The sequence below is a fragment of the Streptomyces sp. NPDC091289 genome (assembly GCF_044757365.1).
Taxonomy (GTDB): Bacteria; Actinomycetota; Actinomycetes; order Streptomycetales; family Streptomycetaceae; genus Streptomyces.
Genome location: NZ_JBIVUT010000004.1, coordinates 135,631 through 160,350, shown reverse-complemented (window position 1 = coordinate 160,350; position 24,720 = coordinate 135,631). Strand labels below are relative to the sequence as shown.

The window sequence follows — 24,720 nt, the reverse complement described above, 5'->3', positions numbered from 1 at the left end:
CCAGCGGGTGAATCCGGGGGCGCATCCGGAGTGAATCCGAAAAAGAACCGCGCGTGGTGTCGAGAACCCCGCCCCGGCCCCGACGTCCCCTGTGCAAGAGGAAGAAATGACACCGAGCTGACGAACGACACAGGAGGCGACAGTCATGAAATATCTGGTGATGGTCCAGGGCAGCCAGGCGGACTACGACGCGCAGACCGGCAAGGGGAACCCCGACAGCCCGGCCTGGGACAAGGAGGCCATGCAGAAGATGTTCGCCTACATGGGCAGCATCAACGACGACCTCGCCGAGTCGGGCGAGCTGGTGACCGGGTACGGGCTGCGGGAGCCCGCGTCGGGCCGGGCCGTCAGCCTCGACACCGAGGGCCGTCCGGTGATCTCGGACGGGCCGTACAGCGAGACGAAGGAGCTGCTCGCCGGGTTCTGGGTGCTCGACTGCGAGAGCCTGGAAAGGGTGACCGAGATCGCCGCCCGCGTGGCACGCTGTCCGCAGCCGGCCGGGGCGCCCGACTACCCGGTGCTCATCCGGCCCGTCGACGGCGGGATCGACGACTGACAGGAACCACCCCGAGGACGCGGATGGAACGTACGACCGACGTCATCATCGAGGACCTGCTGCGCCGCCACGCGCCGCAGGTCCTCGGCGCGCTCGTGCGCCGGTACGGGCATTTCGACCCGGCCGAGGACTCCGTCCAGGAGGCCCTGATCGCGGCCGCCGAGCAGTGGCCGCGGGACGGGATCCCCGACAATCCGCGCGGCTGGCTGATCCGGGTCGCCTCCCGCCGCCTCACCGACCGGCTGCGCAGCGACGAGGCCCGGCGGCGGCGCGAGGAGACGGCGGCGGCCCTCACCCCGGCCGACGCGTTCGTCGCACCGCCGCCCGGGGAAGGCCCCTCCGGGCAGGACCGGGCCCCCTCCGAGGACGACACCCTCACCCTGCTCTTCCTCTGCTGCCACCCCGCGCTCTCCCCCGCCGCCCAGATCGCGCTGACCCTCCGCGCGGTCGGCGGCCTCACCACGGCCGAGATCGCCCGCGCCCATCTGGTGCCGGAGGCGACCATGGCGCAGCGGATCAGCCGGGCCAAGCGGACGCTGCGCGGGGCGCGGTTCCGGCGGCCGGACGCCCAGGACCTCGACCAGCGGCTCGGCGCCGCGCTCCAGGTCCTCTACCTGATCTTCAACGAGGGCTACACCGCCACCGCCGGCCCCGACCTCCACCGCACGGACCTGGCGCGCGAGGCGATCCGGCTCACCCGGGCCGTACGCCGGCTCCTCCCCCACGAGGGGCGCGTGACCGGGCTGCTGGCGCTCATGGTCCTCACCGAGGCGCGCACCCCGGCGCGCACCGGGCCCGACGGCGAGCTGATCCCGCTCGACGAACAGGACCGCGCTCTCTGGGACCGTACGGCCATCAGCGAAGGCACCGAGCTCGCCGAGGAGGCCCTCGCCCAGGGGCCCGCCGGGGACTACCAGCTCCAGGCCGCCGTCGCCGCCCTCCACGACGAGGCGGAACGCGCCGAGGACACCGACTGGCCGCAGATCCTCGCCCTCTACGACCTCCTCGTGCACCGCACCCCCGACCCCGCCGCCGCGCTGGGCCGGGCGGTCGCCGTGGCCATGGTGCACGGGCCCCGGGCGGGCCTGGCGGCGGTCGACGCCCTGGCGGGGACGGTGGAGCCGCACTTCCGCCTCGACGCCGTACGCGCCCATCTCCTGGAGCGGGCCGGGGAGCCGGCCGCCGCCCGCGCCGCCTACCGCACGGCCGCCGACGCCACCCTCAGCGAACCCGAGGCCCGCTATCTGCGGATGCGGGCGGAGCGGCTGGCCCCGTAAGAGCCCTTCCGGCCCGGCCCGTTCACTCCCGCCGCCCGAAGAACTCGATCTCCGCCACCGCCGTACGCCGGTCCTCCCCGGAGCCGTACGCCGAGTCGACCGTGAGCCGGGCCCGTACCGTGTCCGATCCCCGTACGTCGAACGTCTGCTGGCCCGCCTGGTCGCGCAGCCGGATCGTACGGTCCGTCTTCTTCCCGTCCTTCGACGTCAGCTCCACCGTGAGCCGCGCCGGGCGGCCCTGCGTCAGGAACTCGTCCTGGCGCGCCGACGCCCCGGAAAACACCACGATCTTCATCAGCCGCACCGGCTGTGCGAATGCACACTCGAGGTGCTCCCCGACGCCTTCGCCGGTCTCCTTCGGCGCCCAGTAGCGGTTGTTGAACCCGTCGAACGCCGCCGACGCCGGGTGCCCGCCCGCCTCGCTGGATCCCCGGCACGTGGCCGGCGGCACGGACTCGGGGGTTCCGGTCTCCTCCTTGGCGAAGCCGAACAGCCCCGAGAGATGCGGCAGCGCGAACCACACCCCCACCGCCAGCAGGATCAGCACGAGAGGCAGCCCGACCCTGGGCCGCCGCCACCCGCCACGCGGCCGCGCCCCCGCCACGCGCGCCTGCCGGGGGCGGCGGCGCAGGATCCGCCGCCACCACGGCAGCCGGCCCTCGGGGGCGGGCCCGGGGTCCAGGAGCAGGGCGCAGCGGATACACAGCGTGCGGCCCGGGGCGTTCTCCGTACGACAGTTGGGGCAGACGACCGGCGCGCCCACAGGTTCCGGTCGGGACGGCTCGGCGGCGGACGGCCGCCGCCCGTCGTCCGGCCATGCGTCGGGGCCGGGGGCCGGACCGGGCGGGCCTTCCCCTGGACGCCTGGGAGCTGCCGCCTCCGGTGGCGTTGGTGGGAGTTGGGAAGGGGACGGGGGTGGGGATGGGGGCAAGGGAGCCGTTACGGGCATGGGTGCGGGTGAGGCCACGGGGGCAGGGGCGGGCGGCGTCACGAAGGGGGTCGGGGGTGTCGGGGGTGGTGCTCCGGGCGGGGTCGTCGGGGGTGGTGTCGCGGGAGGGGGAACAGGCGCGGGAGGCGCTACGGGGCCGGGCCCGGGCGGCGTTACGGGAGCGGGCCCGGGCGGCGTTACGGGAGCGGGCCCGGCGGGCGCATTCGACGTGGGGGGCACGTTCCGTACGGGCGGCCCGGTGGGCGCACCCGGCGTTGACGTCATGCCCTGTACGGGCGGCCCAGCGGGCGCACCCGGCGTTGGCGGCACGCCCTGTACGGGCGGCCCGGCAGGCCCCCTCGGCGCGGGCGGCCCGGCGGGCGTGGGCGGCGTGCCCTGCGTCCGCCGCGCGTCCTGCGCAGGCGCGCCCCCCTCCTCCCACCCCAGAAACGCCTCGCACGCCACACAGAACTCCCGCCCCGCCGGGTTCCGGTGTCCGCACTCGTCGCAGATCACAGCAGCTCCAGGGTGAATCCGACGTGCGCCGGGACCTCCGCGCCGATCAGCTCCTCCAGCCTCACCCGGTCCAACTGCCCCTCACCGCCTTCGGCCGCCGCCCGGATCCGGATGATCACCCACGGGCGGTCCTGGCCCGGCAGCGGAGTGCCCGGGCCGGTCGACCAGGCCGTGCCGCCGCTCTCGACGATCTCCGGTTCCGTACCGGTCTCCAACCGGAGCGCCTCCGCCAGACCGCTCACCGTGCCGCGCCGGGCGTGCCGGGTGACCGCGCCCCGCACCGCCGCCCGGCGCAGCTCCGGCGGGCTGTCCTTGTGGGGGTCGACGGCCACCCACTGGGCCAGCCAGTCGAGGAAGTCGTCGGGGGCGCTGCGCGGGTCCAGGTGTGCGGGCAGGTTGTCGATGGAGAGGAGGACCGGGGCGAGGACGTCGTCCAGGGCGGCCAGGAAGCGCTGGAGGAAGTCCTGTTCCAGGTAGATGGAAGGAAGTTGGTCGATCAAGGGGTGCGGAGTCGGCAGCCCCGGGATTCCGCTGCGCATCGGCTCAGGCCCCCCTCACCCGGAGCTGGTGCTCGTAGCTGAAGACCAGCGCGTGCGGGTCCAGCGGGATCTTCGCGGTCGCGTCGGTGCGTTCGCCGGTGACCGGGTCGGCCCGGTACAGCCGTACGTCCTCCACCAGGTCGACCCCCGGCACCCGTTGCAGCACCGCGAACGCCTCCCCGGACTGCACCGGCCTGCCGAACGGCCAGCCGTCCCCGGCCGGACCGCCGGTGAGCGGGTTGAAATACCCGTACAGCGCGGCCAGCGCGCTCTCGCGGACCTTCTCCGCGACCGCCCCGCGCTCCGCCTGGACGAGGGCCACGACCGTGACGCCCTGGTAGAACGGCGGCTCGACGACCAGCCGGGCCCCGATCGGCCGCCGGGCGTCCAGGTGTCCGGCGATCAGGGCGAGCGTGTTCGCGGGCGGGATCAGCTCGTCGAACTCGATCCGGCCCTGCTCGTCGCCGCTCCCGGCGGGGACCACGAGCAGTCGCACCCCGCCAGGATCGGCCGAGCTGTCCTGCGTACCGGCCCGGATGCAGTGGACCCGGGCGGCGTCCGGGGCGATCTCGCGGGCGAGGAGTTCGTAGTCGTGCGGGACCACGGCCCGGTGCAGGGTGCGCAGGGTCATGGGCCCGCGCACCCGGGCGCTGTCGACGCTCTCGCCGTCCACGCCCCTGAGCGCAGGCCGGCGGTTCTCGACCCGGGCGACGTACGGGATCGCGCTGCGCAGGACGCGGAGCGTGGAGCGGGCGACGTTGCCGCGCAGCCCGCCGCCGGTGCGGTACGAGCGGACCCGGACGGTGGCGCCCTTGACCGGGACCCGGCCGTAATGGCGTACGGAGCCGTCCCGTTCGCGTACGGCGGGACCGAACTCGACGCGGCCCGCGTTCGGGTCGAGCGTGACGTGCCGGTCCTCGGGGTCGGAGTGCGCGAAGTCGTCGACCCGGGTCCAGCGGGTGACGTCCGAGCCTCCGCTCGCGGTGTCGGCAGCGGCCGGGTCCGTCACCTCGACCACGAACTCCCCCGGCACCACCGGCGGCCGCGCCAGCCGGAACACCTGCCCCGGGACGCCCTCCGCCTGGCCCAGCACCTCGTCGGTGACGGTCTCGGCGTGCTCGGCGGCGACCGTCGCACCGATGGTGAAGGCCGTGATGCCGCGCACGACCGGCGGGGCCATGTACGTCGGCCGGTCCGGCTCCGCCTCGATGAGGCGGCACCGCAGCCAGCCCCCGGTACGGCGGACGACGGCCGCCGGGACGTGGGTCCTCGGCAGGTGGAGGATCAGCTCGCCGGACCGGTTGAAGCCGCCGGTGTCGTCCTTCTCCACCTCGCAGACCGCCCAACTCGTCCCGTCCCAGGCCTCCCAGAGGATCGGCGGCCGGGCCGGGTCCACGCCGACGCCGTCCACCGTGCAGTCCAGGCGCAGCGCCAGTACGCCTGCGGGCACGGCGGCCGACAGACCGACGTACAGGCAGTCGCCGGGCGCGGGCGTCGCTCCGAAGACGGGCACGTCCCGGCCGAGCGTCAGCTCCTCGGTCCGGTCCACGGCCTCCCCGGGCGAGGGCCAGGTGGCCAGGTGGGCGAAGGCGCACGGCACGATCGAGAGCGGCTCGGACGTGGTGAAGACGACCGCCTCCTCCGTCTCCGTACGGACGGTGGCCACCTCCGTACCGGCGCGCACCAGCACCGGTTCCGGGCGCGGCGCGGAGAGTCGGAACGTCACCTCGGTGTGGGCGGCGGTCGGCGGGTGGAGCTGCACCCCGATCAGGTCGAGGAAGGTGAGATAGCTCTTCTCCGGGACCCGGTTCACCCGGTAGACGAGCTGGTCGACCATGGTCGCGAACGCCTCGATCAGCGTCACTCCGGGGTCGGAGACGTTGTGGTCGGTCCACTCCGGGCAGCGCTGTTGGACCAGGCGCTTCGCCTCGTCGACCAGGCCCTGGAAGGTGCGGTCGTCCAGATGCGGGCTGGGCAGGGTCACACCCTCGCCTCCTCATGCGGGCCGGTCGGGGTCATGCGCCCGTCTCCTCGTCCTCGGTCGATGGATCGGTCGCCTCGGCGTGCTGCGGGATCACGTAGAACGGGAAGACGAGGTTGCGGGGGTCGTTCGCGCCGCGCACGGTGTAGCCGATGTCGATGTAGAGGACGCCGTTGTCCGCCTCGTCGAACCGGACGACGACCTCGGTCACCTCGATCCGGGGCTCCCAGCGCTCCAGCGCGAGCCGCACCTCGTACGCGAGCTGCCCGGCGGTTCCCGCGTCCGCCGGGGCGAACACGTAGTCGTTGACCGCGCAGCCGAACTCCGGCCGCATGGGCCGCTCGCCCGGCGAGGTCGCCAGGATCAGCCGGATCGACTCCTCCAGCTCGTGCTCGCCGCGCACCAGGGCGATCGACCCGGTGGCGTCCGTGCGCGGCGGGAACGCCCAGCCCGCGCCGATGAATTGCTGTCCCACGGTGACGTCTCACCCGCCGATCAGTACGGTCGGGCAGCCGGACACCACCGGGGAGCCGCAGCCCGCCAGGTCCCCGACGCGGGCGGCCGGCTGACCGCCGATGAACACCGTCGAGCTGCCGGGCGGCGCGAGGACGGTCGGCGGATGGGCGGCGGGCGAGGAGCACAGGTGGGCGGTCCCGACGGTGGCGGCGGGCTTCCCGCCGATGAGCACGGACAGGACTCCGGGCGGCCCGACCGTGCCGGGATGGCCCGTGGGGTCGCCGACCCGGGCCGCCGGCGCGGCTGGTGCGGCTGCTGTTGCGGCTGGTGCGTCGGGCATGGCGTGTGCTCCTCTCGCTGCTCTGTCGATGTGGCGTACCGTCAGTTGAGCTTGACCATCGGTGCGTTGACGGTCACCGAGCCGCCGCTCCTGACCTCCGTACGACGGCTTCCGTCGACCGTGACCTCACCGCCCCGCACCTCCACCGCACCCTGTGCCGCGACGTCGACCTTCCCGGTGCCGCCGTCCACGGACACGCCTTTCCGCGCGGTCAACGTGACGCTCTCACCGGCCAGTTCGAGCGCCCCACGCCCCGCGTCCAGGGCGACACCGTCGGACGCCCGGATGGATACCTGCTCCTTGGCCTCGATCGTCACGCTGCCGTCGCTGCCGATGACGATGGCGGTGCCCTTGCGGTCGAGGTCGATCGTGAGTTTGCCGTCGCCGGTGCGGAGCCGGACGCCCTGCGGGCCGTTCGCGGCGTCCAGCAGCTCCAGCTGGTTTCCGCTCTTCGACGCGAAGGCGCGGCGGTTCACCGCACCGCTGGTGGGATCGACGAGTTCGCCCCCGTCGCCGCCACCTCCCGCGCTTCCTGTGCCTGCCGCGCCTCCTGCGGCACCGCCCCCCGCACCTCCGGAAGCACCTGCCGCACCGGGAGCACCGGCAGCGCTGCCGGATGGGCCGCCGGAACCGCCGCCGGAAGGGCCGCCGCCCCCCGGCCGGTCCTGCCCGTTGTACAGACCCGCCAGGACGTACGGCCGGCCCAGATGCCCGTGCTCGAAGCCGACCAGCACCTCGTCGCCGACCTCCGGGATGAACGCCTCCCCGCCCCCCGTCCCGTTGGCCTGCGCCGTACGCGCCCAGTCGCTCGCGTACTCCTCGGACAGCCACGGGAACCGCACCTTGACCCGCCCCGACCCCTCCGGATCCTGCGTGTCGGTCACGGTCCCGCTGACCAGCCCCGCACACCGCGAACCGCCCGAACCGCCCGAACCGGAAGCCGAGTTGGTCAGCCCGTACAGCGACCGCTCCTGCTGCCCCGACACGGTGATCCAGGTCTCGTACCCGCGTACGGCATCGAAGACATGGCGCGAGGTCGTCACCGTGTACCGGCCCTCGAAGGGCGCGCCCACCGCGTTCAGCGCCACCGCGCTGCCCGCCCGCACCTCCGGGTTCCCCCGGATCACCGCCTCCAGCTCCGCGAACGACCCGGCGATCCGCTCCGCCAGTGCCTTCGCCGCCTGGTCGACCTGGGCCTGCGCCCCGTACGCCGCGTCCGTCACGACGAACCGGGCCTCGCCGAACGGCTCCGACACCTCCGCCGCCGTCACCCCGAGCTCCAGCGTCGGGGACGCGCCCGCCGGGGCCCGGCCCACCAGCGGCTGCTTCGCCTGGACGTCCCAGCCGCGCACCTCCACCTCGGAGACCTGCTCGGCGGCCGACACCCCGGCCCGGCAGCGGAGCAGGTTGTTGCCCAACTCCAGGACCAGCGGGTCGCGTTCGGCGCGCGCCGAGGTGTCGGGCGCGCCGCCCGCCTCGGCCGGCCTGGTGATGTGGAGCTGCCCGTCCCGTACGTACGCCTGCGCGCCCGCCTCCTCGGCCAGCCCGCGCACGAACTCCCAGTCGGTGATGTTGGGTTGGGCGATGTGTTCCAGTACGGGCCCGGCGATGTCGACGGGGCCCGGCTTCAGCCCGGCGCGCTGGGCGACCTGGCCGCAGATGTCGGCGAGGGTCATGTTCTGGTAGCTGGCCACGCGCCGCCCCCGGAACAGCCGGTGCGACTCGTCGAGCCCGCGTACGACGGTGAACGTGCCGGACTCGTCGAGCTCCACCTCCAGCGCGGTGACGGCCCCCTCCAGCAGCGGCTTCGGGGCGGTATCGCCGCCCGCGCGGGCCAGCAGCCGGGCCTCGGTGCCGATCTTCAGCCCGGCCTGCTCCAGCAGCACCCGGTCGGGATCCCGGAACCGCAGCAGAAACAGGTCGGGGAGCGTACGGCTGTCGTCGACATAGCCCTCGACCAGCGTGTTCACGAATTTCGCGGGCAGCGGCGTGCCGCCGAACTCCACCGCCAGCGCTGTGGAAACCCCCTGCTGCGCCATCAGCCCCGCCCCCTGCCCCGGCCGGCCCGGGCCGCATCCCGGTCCCTGCTCGCCGCGTCCCTGAGCCGGGCCAGCTCGTCCAGGGCGGGCAGCAGGAGCTGGGTGCCGGGGGCGAGCCGCATCGGGTCGTCGATCCCGTTCGCCTCGGCGATCACCCGCCAGGCCCCGGGATCCCCGTACTCCCGGTGGGCCAGCGAGGGCAGCGAGTCGCCCGAGCCGACGCGGTGGACGCGCCGGGCGGCCAGCGCGCCCGAGGTCGGGTTCTGGCCGGGCGTCTCGCCGCTGATCTCCTCCATGGTGACCTGGCAGACGGCCCGGATCGGTACGCCGGAGGTCGTGAACAGCGTGTATTTCGCCGCCACTTGGCTGACGTAGCCGGGAAATCCCGTCAGTCCGCCCCAGTGGAAGACGACCCACGGCGGGGAGGACCGCTGCTGCTGGCGCGTCTCGTCCGTCGGGACGCAGCACGCGAAGAGCTGCTCCACCGAGGTGACGACCCGGGTGTCCTGGGTGTCACTGGCGTCGAAGAACATCTCCACGGTGAGCTTGCTGGGCTGCGAGCCCTGGTACTCCGGCGGCCCCGAACTCTTCGCACCCTTCGCCGGACTCCGCTTCCAGGAAGCCGCCTTGGTCAGGCTCAACTCCTTGGGGTTGAACTGGAAATCGATCCGCCCGCACGGCCCGCCCGGCGTCAGACCGCCCCCGGTCGGCGGGGTCCGCAGCTCCAGGTAGGCGTGCTCCAGCTTGGGCCGCGCCGAGCCGCCCTTCGCCGCCGAGGCCACCCCCGACGTACCGGCCGCGCTGAACGCGATGGGACCCGCAGCACCGCTCATCGTGCTCAGCCCTCCATCACATAGCCGTGGTGGGCGATCTCGATGGTCTCCATCGCGACCTTCGGCGACTCGGGCGTGAACGAAGGACCGGTCCACCGCACGGGCACGACCTCCAACAGCCCCCACTGGGCGACCTTGTGACCATCACCCGTACGCGCCTCGATGTGCGCGGTCTTCCGGCTGAACCCGGTGGTCATCGTGGCGAACCAGCGCGCCACCTTCTCCGTCTCCCGGGTCAGCGGGCGCGACAGCTTCACGTTGGAGTACTTCAGCCGGGTCGGCAGCTGCCACAGATGCCCGTTGTTGCCGCCCTCCTCACGGGTTTCGAGGACCACCTCACAGCCGAGCCCCTCGCACGTGTTGAACGACCCGAGCTCGATGTCGTCGATGGTCACGACGAAGCAGACGCTGACGGCGGGGTCGCTGTCCTGGGCGGTGGCCATGACACGTACCTCTCAGTTCGGTCGTGCGGTCGGTCCTTCAGTGGCGGGTGTTGATGAGATGACCCGCGCGTTCGCGTTCCAGCCGGAGATCGTTCTTGAGGAGCCGGCTCAGCGGGGCGTACAGGGCCCGGACCAGCTCGTCCGTGACGGCCGGAGCCCCCTTGCCGTCCTTCGGAGCAGCCGCTTCCGTTACGGAACCGGGCTCCGCCCCCGGCCCCGACTCCGTCCCCGCAGCGTCCTCCGGTTCCGTTACGGGGTCGGGCTCGGGCGGCGGCTCCTCGACGGTCTCCGTGATCTCGGCGTCCCGCTGGACAACCGGCCGCGAGGTACCGGAGGTTGGCGCGCCCCCGAACACGACGCTGCCGTCGGCCATCCGCTGCGCCACCCCGGCGGCCACCGCCACGGCACCCGCCGAGGGCCGTCCACGCGCACTGCCGGAACCCGGCAGGGAACGCGCCACCGAGCCCGGCACCGGAGGCCCTCCGGTTGCCTGCCGCTGCAGGGGCGCGGGGCCCAGGGAGACGCCTGGCCCGGCCTTCGGCCCCCTGTCCCCCGCCTCGGTCCACCGGACCGGGACGCCCTCGGGGGGAGAGGCAGCGGGCACGGCCGCGGTCGGCGCGGCCCCTCCGGTGCGCTCCGGATCCGGCCCCGCAGCACGCTGTACGTCAACGTTCTGCGGGACCAGGGGCCGGTCGCCCAGGAGGGGGGCGACGGGCTGCCTGCTGTCAGCCGACGCGGGCGGGTCGGGGGCGGGGGCGGGACCGGGGAGGGAAGGCGGGCTGGGTGGGCTGACCGACCGCTGGAGGGAACCACCGGCTTCCCCGGTACCGCTGAAGCCACCAGCCTCAGGATCGTCGGGACGACTCGGAGGCACCTCCCCCACCCGTGGGTCCTCACCGAGCAAGGGAGCGATGGGCTCGTCGATTTCCCCGGCCGGACCGACATCGGAAGGCCCCGAGGCAGCAGCAGTGACAGGAGACGCAGAAGGCCCAGGAGGCACAGAAGACGCAGGAGAGGCAGCAGGCGGAACCTGACCGCCGGAGGCATCCGAGGCGGAAGCGGCCCGCCGCTGAGCGGTGGGCGGCAGACCGGGCAAAGGCGCACCGAGCCCGGGCGCCCGCCGGGGCCGTTCCCCCGCCGGAGGCATCGCAGTCCGCTGAACGCCGACGCTGCCGGCGGAGGGGATGGACGGGATGGACGGGGCGGCCGGGACGGACGGCGTGGGCGGCGGGACCGGCGGCGAAGGGGGCTCCGGCACGACGGGCCGCTCGCCCACCAGCCGACGCACGGGCAGCTCCTCACCACTCCCGGGGGCGGCGGATGTCAGGGCCGAGCCCTCACCACCGTAAAGACGCTGTACGGGTACGGGTACGGGCGCGGGCACGATTCCCGGCAGGGCCACGGGCCCGGACCCGGTTCCGGGCCCGGGTCCCGCCACCACGCCCGGGCGCGTCCTCTCAGCAACCCCCCGCAACGGCATCTCCACGGACCGCTGAGCCACGTACCGCTGAGCCCCAACCGGCGGCGACGGGACATCCGGCGGCGGCGCCCCGCCCTCCGCGACACCGATCCCCCGCACGAGCCCGCTCGGAGCGTCAGGGCTCACCACATGACCCAGCGGGGTCCCCAGCGCGGTGTCCTGGCGTGTGGTGAGCGACGCCTCGAACTCCACAGGCCCGACCGTCAGTTGCTGCTCGGGAACCACCCGCTGGAGCGGCTCCAGCCGATTCACGTCAACGCGGTCGCCACGATGGGCCACCGCCGGGGCGGGTACATCGGCGGCGCGGGAAGCGCCGCGGTCACCCCGCAGCCAGGACATCAGCCCCATGAACCTTCGTCCTCTCCGATCCGACTACTGCCCGTGGAGGCGGGCGACCTGCGCGACGAACTTCAGGCGTTCCGGATGCTCCAGGTCCAGCAGGTCGTCCAGCGGCCAGTGGAAGTGGTAGGCGAGGTACGCGACCTCCTCGTAGAGCAGGTCGGCCGCGTACGTCACGATTCCCCCAGGCGGCCACCGGCGAGATTCACCGCGAACTCCTCGTCGCAGGACGGGCAGGTGACGGCGGCGCGGGTGTGGCCCTCGGCGTTGATCCGGCGGTAGAAGTCCTGGAGAAAGGCCAGGTCGGAGGCGAACAGGTCTTCTATGACCCCCGGATGGATGTCCTCGACGGTGCCGATGCGCGTGACGACCCGGGAGATGAGAACCACCGACAGATAGGCCGAGTTCTCCCGCACCCGGTCGTCCCGCAGGGGGACCAGCTCGTCGCGGGCGGTGGCGAGGCGCATGACGCCCGTACGGTGGACGGCACCGGACTCGTCGACGTAACCGCGAGGCAGCTCGAAGCTGAACTCCGTGCGCAGCGGCTCCGGTTGACGGGCGGAGCCGCCCCGCCTCCCGTCCGCCGCCGTTCCGGCCTCGGCCCCGTCCTGCTCGGGGTTCCGGAACTGGACCGAGCGGCGCATCAGTCGAGTTCCATGCTCTCGTAGGTGATCGCCAGCTTTTCCGTCAGCACCGACGTGTCGCCGGCCTTGAGCGTGCCGATCTCCAGGGACTTCGGCCAGGCGTTGATGAGCTTGTAGCGCTTGATCGGCATGCCCTCGTAGTCGTAGACGATGACGGCGCCGTTGCGGCGGGCGTTCGTCATGCGGCCGAACCGCGAGTCCTTGATCCACCGCTCGAAGCTGTTGTCCTCGGTGAGCCCGCGCGACACGGTGACCTCACCGGCCTTGGGGCGGCCGGGCAGCTTCTTGATGGCGTACTTGCCGTCGGCAGTGTTCTGCTTCAGCTCGATGACGTCCTGCTCCATCTTCAGACCACTGACCTCGGTGATCTGCTTGATGATGACGCTGTCGAATTCGAGGCCGAAGGAATGCCCGACGGAACTGTCGAGATCGGGAAGTGGCACAGCAGACTCCTTAACGCCGGGCTCAGGAACGGACTGTCAACGGTCGACGGCCTACGCATGCACGGCAGTTGGTCATTCGTCGACACCACCGCTGCCGCCGGTCAGCTGGGAGAGCCGGAACACCACGAACTCGGCCGGTTTGACGGGGGCGACGCCGATCTCGCAGATGACCTGGCCCGCGTCGATGCTCTCCGGCGGGTTCGTCTCGCGGTCGCACTTCACGTAGAACGCCTCCTCGGGGGTCAGCCCGAACAGCGAACCCTTGCGCCACTCGTTGACCAGGAACGCCGAGACCGTGCGCCGGACACGGGCCCACAGGGCGTCGTCGTTCGGCTCGAACACGACCCACTGCGTACCGGCGAGGATCGACTCCTCCAGGTAGTTGAAGAGCCGCCGGACGTTCAGGTACCGCCAGGCCGGGTCGGAGGCCAGCGTCCGCGCGCCCCACACCCGGATGCCCCGCCCGGGGAAGGACCGGATGCAGTTCAGCCCGATCGGGTTGAGGAGGTCGTGCTCGCCCTTGGTGAGCTGGGTCGCCAGCGCGACGGCTCCCCGGACGACCTCGTTCGCCGGGGCCTTGTGCACCCCGCGCGTGTCGTCGTTGCGCGCCCATACGCCGGCGATGTGCCCGCTGGGCGGTACGAGGGTGGCGCGGCCGGACGCGGGGTCGGCGACGCTGATCCACGGGTAGTAGAGCGTGGCGTACTTGGAGTCGAAGTTCGCCTGCCCGGTCCGCCAGCCGCGGATCTGCTGCGGGGTGAGGCCGGGCGGCGGGTCGAGGATGGCCACCCGGTCGCCCATCAACTCGCAGTGGGAGATGAGCCCCTGCTGGACGGCGACGACCGATTCCAGGTCCAGCAGCCCGCGTTCGTACGCGCTCATCAGGTCGGGCACGGCGATCATGGTGACCTCGTCGACCGCTTCGAGGCCGCCGAGCCCCGTACGGCGGTCGGCGTCGCCGACGTACACCTCGGGGGCCATCGCACCGGAGCCGCCGGCGGCGGGGGCGGCCGGGGCGAGGGTCACCGTCTGCGGCCCGGGCGGGGCGGGGGCGGCGCCGCGCCCCGACTCCCGTATCTCGATCAGCTCGGACTTCGCGTTGACGCGCGTGGCGACGTTGTCCTTGCTGCGCTTGGTGGTGACGGAGGGGTACGTCTCCACGACCTGGCCGTCGCGCTTCACGAGGAACCGGAAGACGTCGGCGGGCGGATCGTCGCCCTCGACGGGGGCGACCTCCACGCTGATCTCGCCGCTCACGCCCGGCCGGGGGCGTACGGCGTAGGGCCCGACCTGGACCTCGGCGCCGACGGGCAGTGTCCCGGCACCTTTGGCGCCCCCGGCGGCTCCCTCGTCGGCCTGGCCGTCCTCCGCCGCCGTGCCGTCACTGCCGTCGCCGATACGCACGATGTAACAGACGCCGCCGCCGTTGGCGAAGAAGCCGTAGACGGCGGACGCGAGGTAGGCGCCGTCGACGAAGTCGCCGAACGTGGCGACGAACTGGCTCCAATTGGTGATCAGCGTCGGCTCGTCGAACGGGCCCTTCTGGGCGAAGCCGACGAAGGCGGCGACCGAGGTGCCCACCCCTTCGATCGGCCGGGATCCGGACTCGACCTCTTCGACGTAGACGCCGGGGGACAGGTACGACGGCATAAGGGCCTCTCCTCGACACACTCCTGAACGCACTGCTCGACCGGGTGACGCGGGCCATTCTCGTCACGGGGGCGATCACCGGGAACGGACGGTCGGCCGCCCTGCCGCGCATCGAGGGCTGCCCGATGAGGCAACACGGCCGCGCCGCGGGTGCCGCCCGGCCCTGCCCCGTACGCGGTACGCCCGCGCTGCGTACGTCCCCGGCTCCCCCGGCACGCTGGCGGCCACCACGCATGCACCACATCCGGGTGGGCCCCGGCCGGCGCGAGCGGAGGATGGGAGGGACGGGAGGGACGGATGAAGGCGGTTCCGGAGAAGCCTTCCACCGCGCCGCCACCCCATCACGACGTGGTACGCGCCCCGGACCACGAGCCCGTACACACTCGGGATCACGAACCGGTACACACCCCGGACCACGAGCCCGTACGCGCCCCGGACCACGAGAGCTCGCACTCGGACGCCCCGCGAACGGAGCAGACGACCGCCTCCTCCCCGGCATCCCGGTCCCCCGACCGCCGGTCCATCCAGCGGCTGCAGCGCATGGCGGGGAACGGGGCGGTGTCCCGCCTGGTCGCCCAGCGGTACACGGCGCCGGTCAAACCGTCCCCGGCGCAGTCGCCGCGCTTCCGCAACGTGAAGGCCGACGTGGCGGCGAAGAAGACCCGGATCGCGGCGCACGCCCCGGCGGCGACGGAGTCGAAGGCGTCGCAGGACGCGGCCGTGGCCCCGCCGGACGACAAGGAGGCCCAGGGCAAGGCGGCGAACGCCGAGAAGATGAACGCGGCGAAGCCCGGCGAGTTCAACAAGGCGGCGTTCATCGACGCGGTGGACAAGGCGATCGAATCCCAGGCCCCCAAGAACCTGGACGAGGCCGACAAGTTCTCCAAGTCCGGGAAGGCGGACCAGGTCAAGGCCGAGGTCGACGGGAAGGTCACCGACGGCAAGGAGTCCTCCGCCAAGGACATCGACACGGCGACGAAGGCCCCGCCGGACACCTCGGCCGCCAAGGACAAGGACGTCACCCCGCTCTCCCCCGACGAGGCTCCGGGCAACCCGGGCGCACCGTCCGCGACGGACGCGGTACCGGAAAAGCAGCCCGCGGCGGTGACGGACTTCTCGGAAGGACCGGCCGGGAACGACAAGGCGATGGCGGACGCCGAGGTCACCGAGGAACAGCTGGCCAAGGGCAACGAGCCGGAGTTCACCGAGGCGCTGTCGGCGAAGAAGACCTCCGAGGCGGACGCGGCGAAGGCCCCGGCGAAGGGGAAGGCGGCGGAGGACCAGCAGCTCTCCTCCGCCAAGGAGAACGCGGCGGCCTCCGGGGCGCAGGCGATGTCGGCCCTCACCGCGACCCGGGCCACCGCCGGCAAGCAGGTCGACGGCGGCAAGAACGACACGAAGTCGAAGGACGAGAAGAAGCGCGCCGAGGTCACGGCGAAGCTCCAGAAGGTCTACGACGGCACGAAGAAGGACGTCGAGGAGACCCTGTCCGGACTGGACAAGAAGGTCGACACGGCGTTCACGCGTGGCGAGAAGTCGGCCCGGGACGCGTTCACGGCGGACCACAAGAGCCGGATGAAGAAGTACAAGGACAAGCGGTACTCGGGCCTCAGGGGCAAGGGCCGCTGGGTCAAGGACAAGTTCGCCGGCCTGCCGAAGGCGGCGGACGACCTCTACCAGGAGTCCCGCAAGCTCTACGTCTCGAAGATGCGGACGGTCATCTCCTCGGTGGCCGACATCATCGGCGCAGAACTGGGCAAGGCGAAGGCCCGAATCGCCAAGGGCCGGACGGAGTTGAAGGCTGAAGTAGACAAACTCCCTGCCGACCTACGCCAGTTCGGTGAGGAGGCGGCAAAGGACTTCGCGGGCAAGTTCGACGACCTGGAAGCCACGGTCAACGAGAAGTCGGAACAGCTGGTCCAGGACCTCGCCCAGAAGTACACGGCCGCGCTCAACAAGATCGACGAGGAGATCAAGAAGCTCCAGGAGGCCAACAGGGGCCTGATCGACAAGGCGAAGGACGCCATCGCCGGGGCCATCAAGACGATCAACGAGCTGAAGAACCTGCTCCTCGGCATCCTCGCCAAGGCCGCCTCCGCGATCATGAAGATCATCAAGGACCCGATCGGCTTCCTGGGCAACCTGGTGAAAGCGGTCGGCGCGGGCCTGAACCTCTTCATCACGAACATCGCCGACCACTTGAAGACCGGCGTCGTCTCCTGGCTGCTGGGCACGGCCGTCAAGGCGGGCCTGGACCTCCCGGCGAAGTTCGACCTCAAGGGGATCATCCAGCTCATCGGCACCATGCTCGGCCTGACCTGGGCCAACATCCGCGCCCGGGTCACCCGCAAGGGCGTCCCCGACGAGGCGATGTCGGCCGTGGAGACCTCGGTCCCCGTGGCGAAGAACCTCGCCGCCGAAGGCCCGGCCGGCGCGGTCAAGGAGATCCAGGCGGAAGCGGGCGACCTCAAGGCCACGATCCTCGGCAAGCTGACGACCTATCTGATCCCGACGGTCCTCATCGCGGGCATCACCTGGATCGTCTCCCTGCTCAACCCCGCCTCGGCGTTCGTCCGCGCGGTCAAGGGAATCATCGACATCGTCACGTTCATCGTGACCCAGGGCGCCCAGATCGTGGACTTCGTCAACGCGGTCCTGGACGCGGTCGTCGCCATCGCCAACGGCGGCCAGGCCGGCGTCCCCAAACTCATCGAAGCCGCCCTCGCCACGAGCGTCCCCCTCCTGATCGGCTTCCTCGCCGCCCTGCTGGGCATCGGCGGCCTGGCCAACAAGGTCAAGTCGGTCTTCCAGTCGGTGTCACGACCGGTGACCCGGGCCATCGACAAGATCGTCGACTTCATCGCGAAGAAGGGCAAGGCGCTCTGGAACAAGCTCAAGGGCAAGGGAAAGGACAGGGAGGGCGATCCAGCGGGAAACAAGGACAGAGAAGCCAAAAAGCTCAGCCCGCACGAGGTCAAGAAAAAGGCCGCCCGCGAACTGTCCTCAAGCATTGGAGGCAAATTCACGTCAGGCGACCAAACACGATCGAAGATCGAATCAGTATATCGGGAGAATAAACCTCTCGGACTCAAATCGATTACTACAAAACGCTCAGAGATTATCGGCGAGTTCCTCACCTACGTCAAGGCTTCACCAGCAAGCTTGGCGACAAAATTTCAGCACGAAGACTTCAAAGTCGGCATACGCAAGCGGGAAAGCGTTGCCCTGAAGGCCGCAGAAAAGAACGACAACATCTCCGAAGAGGAGAAGAGGCGCCTAGATGAACTGTCGGCCCGTCGGCTCGGACCACGCCGGGGCGTCCAACACACTTCGCTGACAGCCAGCTGGAACGGGCACGAACTGCCGAGGCAGAAAAGCCGCGGAATCCACGCCGAAGCGCTGCTCGATGCTATTATTCGTGATGGAATCTCAACACAAAGCCTACCCGTCAACAAAAATGACAAGAATATCCTGGATATGCAGATAACCAAGAGTCCGTGCGGAAGCTGCAAAGAGATATTACAAAAATTATCCCGGGACTTCAACGCAAAAATCCATCTATCCATGCTAGGCCTATATCATGGAGAACAGGAGGTAAGGGATCCGGAGACGGGGAAGGTAAAAAGAGACGCGGAAAACAAGCCAATACAGAAGTCCGCAGAGGAGAAACGTGCACAGAAGCAGATACACATAGGGATCCTGGAAGAACTGAGGAACGACCACACCGGCAGCGGGTTCGAACTTTCGACCCTCACGGTGGAGCAGGTCATAGAAAAACACTACGATGGGATCCCCCTCGACGAGGAAGAAAAGAAGACCATCAAAAGGAAGGCCAAAGCGCTCGGGAAGATAGTAGACAAAATAAATCAGGACGCACAGCAGGTCGAAGGCAAGGTAGGTGATTGACATGACGAAAAGCGACGAACAGATGGACCCTCGCAATCTGATCACTGAGCGCTTGAAACGGGCAGAATGGAGCAGGGATCCGGCAGCAGAAGGACTCGACTGGCCCGAGTTCAGCTTCAATAACGGAAAAATTGATCTCGAGTTCCTGTACTTCCCTCCCCGAGGATGGATTCGACTTGGCCTGCTGACGGAGCAGGAGGAGGGCTATCTGCAAATCCACTGCGGGCAAAATATCGACCATTTTCTTGAAATTCTAGTAACCACTCAGAACGAGCTGGACGCAGATTCCTGGGATTCCTTCATCAACACCCTCCTGCGATTCCGCTTCCGCGTCTACGCCATCACCGGGGAGGGTGAAGATGATCTCGTTGAACTGACACCCGGTGAGTAGCGCGCGGCCACTGCATCTGCACGGCCAGGGAGATCTTGAACTGCGAGCGGAGCCCAACCCGACTCGTCGGGAACACACTCTGCTAGTAGATATATTAGAATAGCTGCATGAGCGACGACCTAACCTACAGACCCGGCGAAGGCCCCACCGCCAACGTCTCCGTCAGCCTGCACTCCGGCAACATCGCCGCCGTCCGCGCGCGCGTCGGGAAGCGGGGGTTCTCCGCGTACGTGGACGCCGCCGTGCAGCGCCAGATCGAGCGGGACAACCTCGCCGAGCTGACCGCCTCACACGAGGCGGAGCACGGTGAGTTCAGCCAGGCGGAGATCGACGCCGCCCGTGCCCTGCTGCGTGGAGACGCCGACGGCGGCGTGGGGAGCGCGGCTTGATGAGCCGCCGGTCGGGCACCCTCGTCCTGGACAGCGAAGGGCTGTCGAAGGTGGTCGCCGACGACCGCCGGGTCATGGCCCTGGTGCGCGGGGCCGAGCAGGAGGACATGCGGGTCGTGACCAGCATCCTCACTCTCATCGAGGCGCACCACGCGCGCGTGAACTCCGCCCGCTTCAACTGGGCCGTGTCCCGGCTGAACGTGGAACCGGTCACCGAGGAGATCGGGCGTACGGCGATGGCGCTGCTCGTCGACGCGGGCCTTCACGGGCACAAGTACGCCATCGACTCCGTGGTCGCCGCCACCGCGCTCCACGCCCCGAAGCCGGCCGTGGTCCTGACCTCGGATCCCGAGGACCTGACCATGCTCTGCGGCGACCGCGTGCGGATCGTCAAAGTCTGATCGCCCCCCGCCCTTACGACACCAGCCCCAGATACGGCCCGAACTCCGAAGCCAGCGTCAGCCGGCCCAGCTTCTGGTACTCCCGCTGGATCGCGTGGATCACGGTCTCCATCGTCACCGCGCCCCCCGCCTCCGCCGCCAGGTACGCCGAAGTCACCGCGATCGAGCGGATGTTGCCGCCCGCCAGCTCGAAGTTCTCGGCGCAGAAGGGCAGGTCCAGGTCCGGGGCGCGCGGGAGGGTCGGGCCCAGGCAGCGGTCCCAGAGGAGGAGGCGTTGTTCGGGGTCCGGGACCGGGAAGTCGATGACCAGGTCCAGGCGGCGGGTGAAGGCGTCGTCGAGGTTGGCGCGGAGGTTGGTGGCGAGGATGGCCAGGCCGTCGAACGACTCCATGCGCTGGAGGAGGTAGGCGCTCTCCACGTTGGCGTAGCGGTCATGGGCGTCCTTCACGTCCGAGCGCTTCCCGAAGATCGCGTCCGCCTCGTCGAAGAGCAGCACGCCGTTCACCCCGGCCGCCTCCGTGAAGATCCGCTCCAGGTTCTTCTCCGTCTCGCCCACGTATTTGTCGATCACCGTCGCCAGGTCGACCGTGTACAGGTCCAGCCCCAGGTCCGCCGCGATCACCTCCGCCGACATCGTCTTGCCCGTGCCCGAGTCGCCCGCGAAGAGTGCCGATACGCCTCGGCCCCTGCCGCCGCCCGGCCGCATGCCCCATTCCCCCAGCACCCGGTCCCGGTGCCGCGCGCGGGCCGTGAGTTCGCGGAGCTGGGTGTGGGTGTCGGGCGGGAGGACCAGGTCGTCCCAGGTCACCGTGGGTTCGATGCGGCGGGCCAGGCGGTCCAGGCCCGCCGCGTTCTGGGCGCGGGCCCCGCGGCGTACGTGGTCGGGGGTGAGCTCGCCCCCTGCCAGGCGGGCCGTCTGGGCTGCGGAGCGGGCGGCTCCGGTGATCTGTTCCGGGGTGAGCAGGAACGGGGCCAGCAGGTGGTCCGGGGCGATCGTGGGCGGGAGGGGGGCGGGGGCCGCGTGCCGGTACGCGTCCGCCCAGAGAGCGCCCCGCGCCGACGGCTCCACCCGGGGCGCGTGCAGCAGCAGGGGCGGGACGGTCGACCAGGACGCGTCCCAGGGCGCCCTGCCCACCAGGACCGTCGGCACCGGGGTCGCCGTGAGGAGCCTGAGCAGCCCCGGGCGCTCCCGGGACACCGCGTCCAGCGGCGCGCAGACCAGGCCCGCCCCGGTCAGGCGCGCCTCCCGGACCAGCGCCCGAACCGCTTCCGCCGGCGACGGGTCCTCCGCCAGCCGGGCCAGGTCCAGGCCCAGGACCCGCCGGCCCGCCATCGTCAGCGCCGACGCCGCCAGCGCCGTGCCCGCACCGCCCTGGTCCTCGCTCAGGTAGGCCAGCGCGACCCCCTCGGCCAGGACCCCGGCGAGCGGGGCCGGGTCGCCCACCCCGGGCACGGCCTGCCACGGGGCCAGCAGGTCCGCCAGCCGCGGGTCCGGGGTGTCGTCGCCCAGCAGATGCGCGGCCACCCGGTCCGGCACCCGCAGCGCTCGGCTCAGGAACGGGCGGTTCAGGTCCTCCGCCAGGAGCAGGCCGCCCGCCCGCAGCGGCGCCGCCGCCGCCAGCCGGGCACGGGCCGCCGGATCGGAGAGGGCCACGCCGCACAGGCCCAGGGCCAGGCCGATGGACGGGCGGCGACGGGACACGTCGTCGTTCAGATAGCCGTAGAACGCCTCGAAGCGGTCGTCCAGATCCGGCACGAGCGCGATGAGCAGGATCTCCGTGTCGAGGGAGGTCAGGCCGAAATCCCGTGCGAGCGCCGCCAGTCGGGAGTCACTGCCCTCGGCCGGGGGCCCGTCGAGCGTGCCCCCGGCCGAACAGCCGTCGAGCGCGCCCTCGGCCAGGGGCCCTCCTACCGCGTCCCCCTCGGCCAAGGAGCCGTCCAGCGCCGGAAACCCCCTCGCCCCCTCCTCGTCCAGCAGCCGCACGATGTTCTCGTCCGTCAGATACAGGCCCCGGAAATCGTCGTCCGGGTCCGGATCGGTGCTCCGCCGCAGCTCCACCGCGTGCCGGATGCGCCGCTCCACGGCCGCCGCCCGGGCGAGCAGATGGCGGAGGTCCGGGGCGACGGCGTCCCGCGCCGTCATGTGTCCCGTCCCGCAGGAGGCGTGGGAGCGCCGCTCTCCTCCACCGGCCTCCCCCGCCGCTCCGTGATGCGCAACGACACCGCCCGCCCGCCACGCTCACCGCCCGCGCCGCCCCGCGCCGCCGGTTCCCTGGCCGGGCGGCCGGGACGCGACCCGTACACCGGCAGACCCGGCCGGCCCGGCTGCGCCTCCGTCGTGCCCGTGCCCTCCCCGGCAACCGGCGCCGGAACGTCCCCGAACTCCGCCCGCAGCCCCTCGTCGCCCACCGGCGGGCCCGCCTCGTAGACCGGCGAAGCCGTCACCGGAACGCTGATCACCAGGTCCAGCGAGGGCTTCAGCTCGCCCCCGAGCGCGCTCCACACATCGGCGAACGACCGGTCCTCCGGCGGCGGCAGCGCGATCGACATCGGGACGGCGGCCCCGACCTCGGCGAGCGAGCCCGCCAGTCGCTCCGGCGGCAGCGCCTCGTACCGCAGCAGGCACGCCAGGAGCGAGGAGAGCAGGCGGTGTTCGTCCTCCGGCCGCTTCGTCCACGCCGTGATCAGGTACGACAGTTTGAAGAAGCGCGGCGGGCGGCGGCGCGCGACGATCGCGCCGCGCTCGTCGTACTCGTTGTGCAGGCCGCGCTCCCGCCGCCGCATGTCCTCGCGGATGTCGTAGAGGTAGAGATTGACCATCGGGGCGTTGACCTTGGCCGCCCACTCCCGGGTCGGGGCGTCGAAGACCACCGCGATCTGGCGGCCCTCCAGCACCTCCGCCCGGATGAGGGCCCGCAGGACGTCGTCCACTTCGTGGATCATCCGGTGACCGCTTTCGACGACGCGATGAGCAAGCTCATGAGCGGCCCGCGAAGTCCGGTGGCTGGAGGTTGCGTTGCACGACCAACACCGGCTTCTGCAGCCGCGGCAGATCGCGGGCCTCCGCCCGCAGGATGCGCGGACCCAGCGTGTCCTTCCGCAGGACCAGCATCTGCACCTCGAACGTGCCGTCCCGGCCGACCCGTACGCCGGACCGGTCCGCGGTGATGCCGATGTTCCACGTGAAACGTACGGTCTCGCCCGGCGGATAGTCCTTGCCCCGGGCCACCACGGGCTGCCCCGGCTTCGCCACCTGCGGGGTGACCGTCAGCGAGGGCTTGAGGACCCTCAGCCGGTCCACGTCCCGGTTGTTCGCCGCGCGCCGGTCCGGCAGGGTGCCGCGCACGGTGGCCCGTACGTCACCGGTGACCGCCGCCCGGTAGGTCGCCGTCTGTGTCACCTCGACCCGGCCCCCGGCAGGGATCGTGCAGGGCCGCGCCGCCGTGCACCGGCTCAGGGCGGGCAGGCTGCGGTCCTTCGCCTCCGCCGTCCTCGGCCAGCTCGCTCCGAGGACCACTCCGGTCGCCGTGTCCGGGCCCGCGTTGGTGATCGTGAACCGTGCGGCGGCGGGCCGGCCCACATACGTACGGTCCGGGCTGACATCGGCCCGTACCGCGAGGTCCGAGGCCGGAGGCGGGGGTGGCGGCGGGGCGGGCGGGTCCGGCGGGACGACGGGTTCCAGTACCTCGAACCGTGCCGTGTCCGCCCCCGTGTTGCCCGCCGAGTCCGTGGCCGAGCACGTGACCGTCGTCGTTCCGACCGGGAAGAGCGAGCCGGACGGCGGGGCACAGGTCACCGGCAGCTCCCCGTCCTGCGGGTCCGTCGCCGTGGCCGTGTAGGAGATCCGTACGCCGTCGTCGTCGGCGGCCCTGGCCGTACGGTCGTCCACGGTGACGACCGGGACGTCGACGTCGTTCACGGCGATGCTGATCTGCTGCTGGAAGTCGGGGTCGGCAGCGGCGGCGGGCCCGATCGTGTCCGTCCCCGGCACCTGCGTCCCGAGCAGGAACTGCACGGTGCAGGTCAGCGTCGCGCCCTGCGGGGCGTCCTCCGAGACGTCGACGGTCTCCGCGAACTGGGCGGTCTCACCGCTGGTGAGCTGCCGGGTGGGCGGGTCGAGGGCGACGGTCAGATGGGGGTCGCAGTCGTCGAGGCGGTGGCCGACGGAGGTGGGGAGGTTGTCGAAGCCGTCGACGATCGCCTCGGCGACCCGGTCCCCGTCGATCCCTTCGAGCAGCCGGCCGCCGGTGGCCTCGATGATGCGGGTGGCCTGGCCCGGCGTGGTGGGCGGATCCTCGACGTAGTCCGGGTTTCCGGCGTCGCCGTTGCCGTTGAGGCCGTCGCCGATCGTGCTCTCCACATCGACCCCGATGACCCGGATGCCCTTGTCCTGGAGCGCGAAGATCGTGTCGTCGATGGTGTGGCCGTTGCTGGGCGAGTGGCTGGAGGCGTCCCCGACGAGCACCACGACCGGGCTCGCGCCTTCGCGGAACACCGTCTTGCCGCCCGCGCCGTCGGCGATCTGCCACAGCCCGTTGATCCAGTCCTCCGAAGGACCCCGGCTGGCGCCACCGAGGTCGGTCTTCAGCTGGTCGACGCCCTCCTGAACCTTCGCCAGGTCGTCCGTCAGCTCCGTGAAGACCTGGAATCCCGCGTCGACATCACCCTCCTGGTCGCCGAACGTGGCCACCGCGAAACGCGAGTCGGGCTGCTCGGCCAGGATCTTGCCGGTGATGTCGGGCAGGTTCTCCCGGACGCTGGCGATCGGGTCGGCCATGCTCGCCGTACCGTCCACCAGCAGGACCACATCCGGCCGGGGCGGGATCGCCGGGGTCCGCACCTGCTTGTCCACGCCCGTCGAACCGCCCGGGTCGAGCTTCTCCTCCAGCGTCGCCGGGGTGACCCACGGCTCCGGCACCGCCACCGCCACGGGCACCGGTACGGGCACGGCGGACGCCACACCGCTCACGCCCGACGCGGGGACGAGCCCGGCGGCCAGCAGCAGCACAACGAGCCCGGCCGCCCGCCTTCGTGGTCCCGTTCCTGGCTGAAACCACCGCACAGCGTTCCCCTCCCCGCGTCCTGGCATCCTGCCCGGTACCCGGAGACCACCGTCGCGCTCCGGCCGTCCCCGTACAGAGAGAGGCGAGCCACTTCCGCGGGAAGGCC

22 protein-coding genes are annotated in these 24,720 nt (G+C 71.4%); 6 read left to right on the top strand and 16 right to left on the bottom strand.

All coding sequences use genetic code 11. The features are described from left to right. The first annotated feature begins 145 nt into the window (after positions 1 to 145). On the top strand, positions 146 to 556 hold the full coding sequence (locus ACIQPT_RS06550) for a YciI family protein (protein WP_401153279.1): 411 nt from the start codon (positions 146 to 148) through the stop codon (positions 554 to 556). 23 nt (positions 557 to 579) lie between these two features. Beyond that, positions 580 to 1,833, top strand: a complete 1,254-nt coding sequence (locus ACIQPT_RS06545; protein WP_401153277.1) for an RNA polymerase sigma factor — start codon at positions 580 to 582, stop codon at positions 1,831 to 1,833. 22 nt (positions 1,834 to 1,855) lie between these two features. Here ACIQPT_RS06545 and ACIQPT_RS06540 read toward each other — a convergent pair whose 3' ends face one another. The 13 genes from ACIQPT_RS06540 to ACIQPT_RS06480 form a co-directional block, all read right to left on the bottom strand. Further along, on the bottom strand, positions 1,856 to 2,596 hold the full coding sequence (locus ACIQPT_RS06540) for an NADase-type glycan-binding domain-containing protein (protein ID WP_401153275.1): 741 nt from the start codon (positions 2,594 to 2,596) through the stop codon (positions 1,856 to 1,858). Between the two features lie 677 nt (positions 2,597 to 3,273). Next, the gene (locus tag ACIQPT_RS06535) at positions 3,274 to 3,816 is read right to left on the bottom strand and encodes a phage tail protein (RefSeq protein WP_401153274.1); all 543 of its coding nucleotides are present in this window, start codon (positions 3,814 to 3,816) and stop codon (positions 3,274 to 3,276) included. A gap of 4 nt (positions 3,817 to 3,820) precedes the next feature. Continuing rightward, on the bottom strand, positions 3,821 to 5,800 hold the full coding sequence (locus ACIQPT_RS06530) for a putative baseplate assembly protein (protein WP_401153272.1): 1,980 nt from the start codon (positions 5,798 to 5,800) through the stop codon (positions 3,821 to 3,823). 31 nt (positions 5,801 to 5,831) lie between these two features. Beyond that, the gene (locus tag ACIQPT_RS06525; protein ID WP_401153270.1) at positions 5,832 to 6,272 is read right to left on the bottom strand and encodes a GPW/gp25 family protein; all 441 of its coding nucleotides are present in this window, start codon (positions 6,270 to 6,272) and stop codon (positions 5,832 to 5,834) included. 9 nt (positions 6,273 to 6,281) lie between these two features. Next, positions 6,282 to 6,593: a PAAR domain-containing protein gene (locus ACIQPT_RS06520; protein ID WP_401153268.1), complete on the bottom strand. Its 312-nt coding sequence runs from the start codon at positions 6,591 to 6,593 to the stop codon at positions 6,282 to 6,284. A 41-nt stretch (positions 6,594 to 6,634) separates the two neighbouring features. After that, positions 6,635 to 8,632, bottom strand: coding sequence for a VgrG-related protein (locus ACIQPT_RS06515; RefSeq protein ID WP_401153266.1), 1,998 nt, complete (start codon positions 8,630 to 8,632; stop codon positions 6,635 to 6,637). Next, the gene (locus ACIQPT_RS06510) at positions 8,632 to 9,465 is read right to left on the bottom strand and encodes a LysM peptidoglycan-binding domain-containing protein (RefSeq protein ID WP_401153265.1); all 834 of its coding nucleotides are present in this window, start codon (positions 9,463 to 9,465) and stop codon (positions 8,632 to 8,634) included. The genes ACIQPT_RS06515 and ACIQPT_RS06510 overlap by 1 nt, the downstream gene beginning before the upstream one ends. Positions 9,466 to 9,470: 5 nt before the next feature. Beyond that, a complete protein-coding gene (locus ACIQPT_RS06505) occupies positions 9,471 to 9,908 on the bottom strand; it encodes a phage tail protein (RefSeq protein ID WP_030575685.1) in 438 nt (145 codons plus the stop codon). A 37-nt stretch (positions 9,909 to 9,945) separates the two neighbouring features. After that, complete coding sequence (locus ACIQPT_RS06500; RefSeq protein ID WP_401153263.1) at positions 9,946 to 10,368, bottom strand: hypothetical protein; 423 nt, start codon at positions 10,366 to 10,368, stop codon at positions 9,946 to 9,948. A gap of 1,392 nt (positions 10,369 to 11,760) precedes the next feature. Further along, on the bottom strand, positions 11,761 to 11,904 hold the full coding sequence (locus ACIQPT_RS06495; protein WP_401153262.1) for a DUF6760 family protein: 144 nt from the start codon (positions 11,902 to 11,904) through the stop codon (positions 11,761 to 11,763). Beyond that, positions 11,901 to 12,371 carry a hypothetical protein gene (locus tag ACIQPT_RS06490; protein WP_401153261.1) on the bottom strand — a complete coding sequence of 157 codons (471 nt, stop codon included), beginning with the start codon at positions 12,369 to 12,371 and terminating at the stop codon, positions 11,901 to 11,903. Before ACIQPT_RS06490 ends, ACIQPT_RS06495 begins: the two co-directional genes overlap by 4 nt. Next, a complete protein-coding gene (locus tag ACIQPT_RS06485) occupies positions 12,371 to 12,814 on the bottom strand; it encodes a phage tail protein (RefSeq protein ID WP_401153260.1) in 444 nt (147 codons plus the stop codon). Before ACIQPT_RS06485 ends, ACIQPT_RS06490 begins: the two co-directional genes overlap by 1 nt. A 72-nt stretch (positions 12,815 to 12,886) precedes the next feature. Then, on the bottom strand, positions 12,887 to 14,464 hold the full coding sequence (locus ACIQPT_RS06480; RefSeq protein WP_401153258.1) for a phage tail sheath family protein: 1,578 nt from the start codon (positions 14,462 to 14,464) through the stop codon (positions 12,887 to 12,889). A 558-nt stretch (positions 14,465 to 15,022) separates the two neighbouring features. On the opposite strand from ACIQPT_RS06480, the gene ACIQPT_RS06475 reads away from it, so the two are divergent. From ACIQPT_RS06475 to ACIQPT_RS06460, 4 genes are all read left to right on the top strand, one after another. Beyond that, on the top strand, positions 15,023 to 18,370 hold the full coding sequence (locus tag ACIQPT_RS06475) for a hypothetical protein (RefSeq protein WP_401153257.1): 3,348 nt from the start codon (positions 15,023 to 15,025) through the stop codon (positions 18,368 to 18,370). A gap of 1 nt (position 18,371) precedes the next feature. Continuing rightward, positions 18,372 to 18,761: a hypothetical protein gene (locus ACIQPT_RS06470; protein ID WP_401153255.1), complete on the top strand. Its 390-nt coding sequence runs from the start codon at positions 18,372 to 18,374 to the stop codon at positions 18,759 to 18,761. A gap of 107 nt (positions 18,762 to 18,868) precedes the next feature. Beyond that, a complete protein-coding gene (locus ACIQPT_RS06465) occupies positions 18,869 to 19,150 on the top strand; it encodes a hypothetical protein (protein ID WP_401153253.1) in 282 nt (93 codons plus the stop codon). Next, positions 19,150 to 19,551: a DNA-binding protein gene (locus ACIQPT_RS06460; RefSeq protein WP_401153252.1), complete on the top strand. Its 402-nt coding sequence runs from the start codon at positions 19,150 to 19,152 to the stop codon at positions 19,549 to 19,551. Before ACIQPT_RS06465 ends, ACIQPT_RS06460 begins: the two co-directional genes overlap by 1 nt. Before the next feature lie 13 nt (positions 19,552 to 19,564). On the opposite strand, the gene ACIQPT_RS06455 is transcribed toward ACIQPT_RS06460, so the two are convergent. From ACIQPT_RS06455 to ACIQPT_RS06445, 3 genes are read right to left on the bottom strand one after another with little or no spacing between them, the layout of a single operon-like run. Beyond that, on the bottom strand, positions 19,565 to 21,694 hold the full coding sequence (locus ACIQPT_RS06455) for an AAA family ATPase (protein ID WP_401153250.1): 2,130 nt from the start codon (positions 21,692 to 21,694) through the stop codon (positions 19,565 to 19,567). Continuing rightward, on the bottom strand, positions 21,691 to 22,494 hold the full coding sequence (locus ACIQPT_RS06450) for a DUF4255 domain-containing protein (protein ID WP_401153249.1): 804 nt from the start codon (positions 22,492 to 22,494) through the stop codon (positions 21,691 to 21,693). Before ACIQPT_RS06450 ends, ACIQPT_RS06455 begins: the two co-directional genes overlap by 4 nt. A 34-nt stretch (positions 22,495 to 22,528) precedes the next feature. After that, entirely contained in the window at positions 22,529 to 24,559 is a 2,031-nt protein-coding gene (locus tag ACIQPT_RS06445; RefSeq protein ID WP_401153247.1) for a VWA domain-containing protein, read from the bottom strand. Positions 24,560 to 24,720 lie beyond the last annotated feature (161 nt).

Excerpts from the sequence above, each read along its gene's own strand:
- ACIQPT_RS06550 (WP_401153279.1), top strand. The coding sequence starts at position 146 with ATGAAATATCTGGTGATGGTCCAGGGCAGCCAGGCGGACTACGACGCG.
- ACIQPT_RS06545 (WP_401153277.1), top strand. The coding sequence starts at position 580 with ATGGAACGTACGACCGACGTCATCATCGAGGACCTGCTGCGCCGCCAC.
- ACIQPT_RS06535 (WP_401153274.1), bottom strand. The coding sequence starts at position 3,816 with ATGCGCAGCGGAATCCCGGGGCTGCCGACTCCGCACCCCTTGATCGAC.
- ACIQPT_RS06520 (WP_401153268.1), bottom strand. The coding sequence starts at position 6,593 with ATGCCCGACGCACCAGCCGCAACAGCAGCCGCACCAGCCGCGCCGGCG.
- ACIQPT_RS06515 (WP_401153266.1), bottom strand. The coding sequence starts at position 8,632 with ATGGCGCAGCAGGGGGTTTCCACAGCGCTGGCGGTGGAGTTCGGCGGC.
- ACIQPT_RS06510 (WP_401153265.1), bottom strand. The coding sequence starts at position 9,465 with ATGAGCGGTGCTGCGGGTCCCATCGCGTTCAGCGCGGCCGGTACGTCG.
- ACIQPT_RS06505 (WP_030575685.1), bottom strand. The coding sequence starts at position 9,908 with ATGGCCACCGCCCAGGACAGCGACCCCGCCGTCAGCGTCTGCTTCGTC.
- ACIQPT_RS06490 (WP_401153261.1), bottom strand. The coding sequence starts at position 12,371 with ATGCGCCGCTCGGTCCAGTTCCGGAACCCCGAGCAGGACGGGGCCGAG.
- ACIQPT_RS06480 (WP_401153258.1), bottom strand. The coding sequence starts at position 14,464 with ATGCCGTCGTACCTGTCCCCCGGCGTCTACGTCGAAGAGGTCGAGTCC.
- ACIQPT_RS06470 (WP_401153255.1), top strand. The coding sequence starts at position 18,372 with ATGACGAAAAGCGACGAACAGATGGACCCTCGCAATCTGATCACTGAG.
- ACIQPT_RS06465 (WP_401153253.1), top strand. The coding sequence starts at position 18,869 with ATGAGCGACGACCTAACCTACAGACCCGGCGAAGGCCCCACCGCCAAC.
- ACIQPT_RS06460 (WP_401153252.1), top strand. The coding sequence starts at position 19,150 with ATGAGCCGCCGGTCGGGCACCCTCGTCCTGGACAGCGAAGGGCTGTCG.
- ACIQPT_RS06455 (WP_401153250.1), bottom strand. The coding sequence starts at position 21,694 with ATGACGGCGCGGGACGCCGTCGCCCCGGACCTCCGCCATCTGCTCGCC.
- ACIQPT_RS06450 (WP_401153249.1), bottom strand. The coding sequence starts at position 22,494 with ATGATCCACGAAGTGGACGACGTCCTGCGGGCCCTCATCCGGGCGGAG.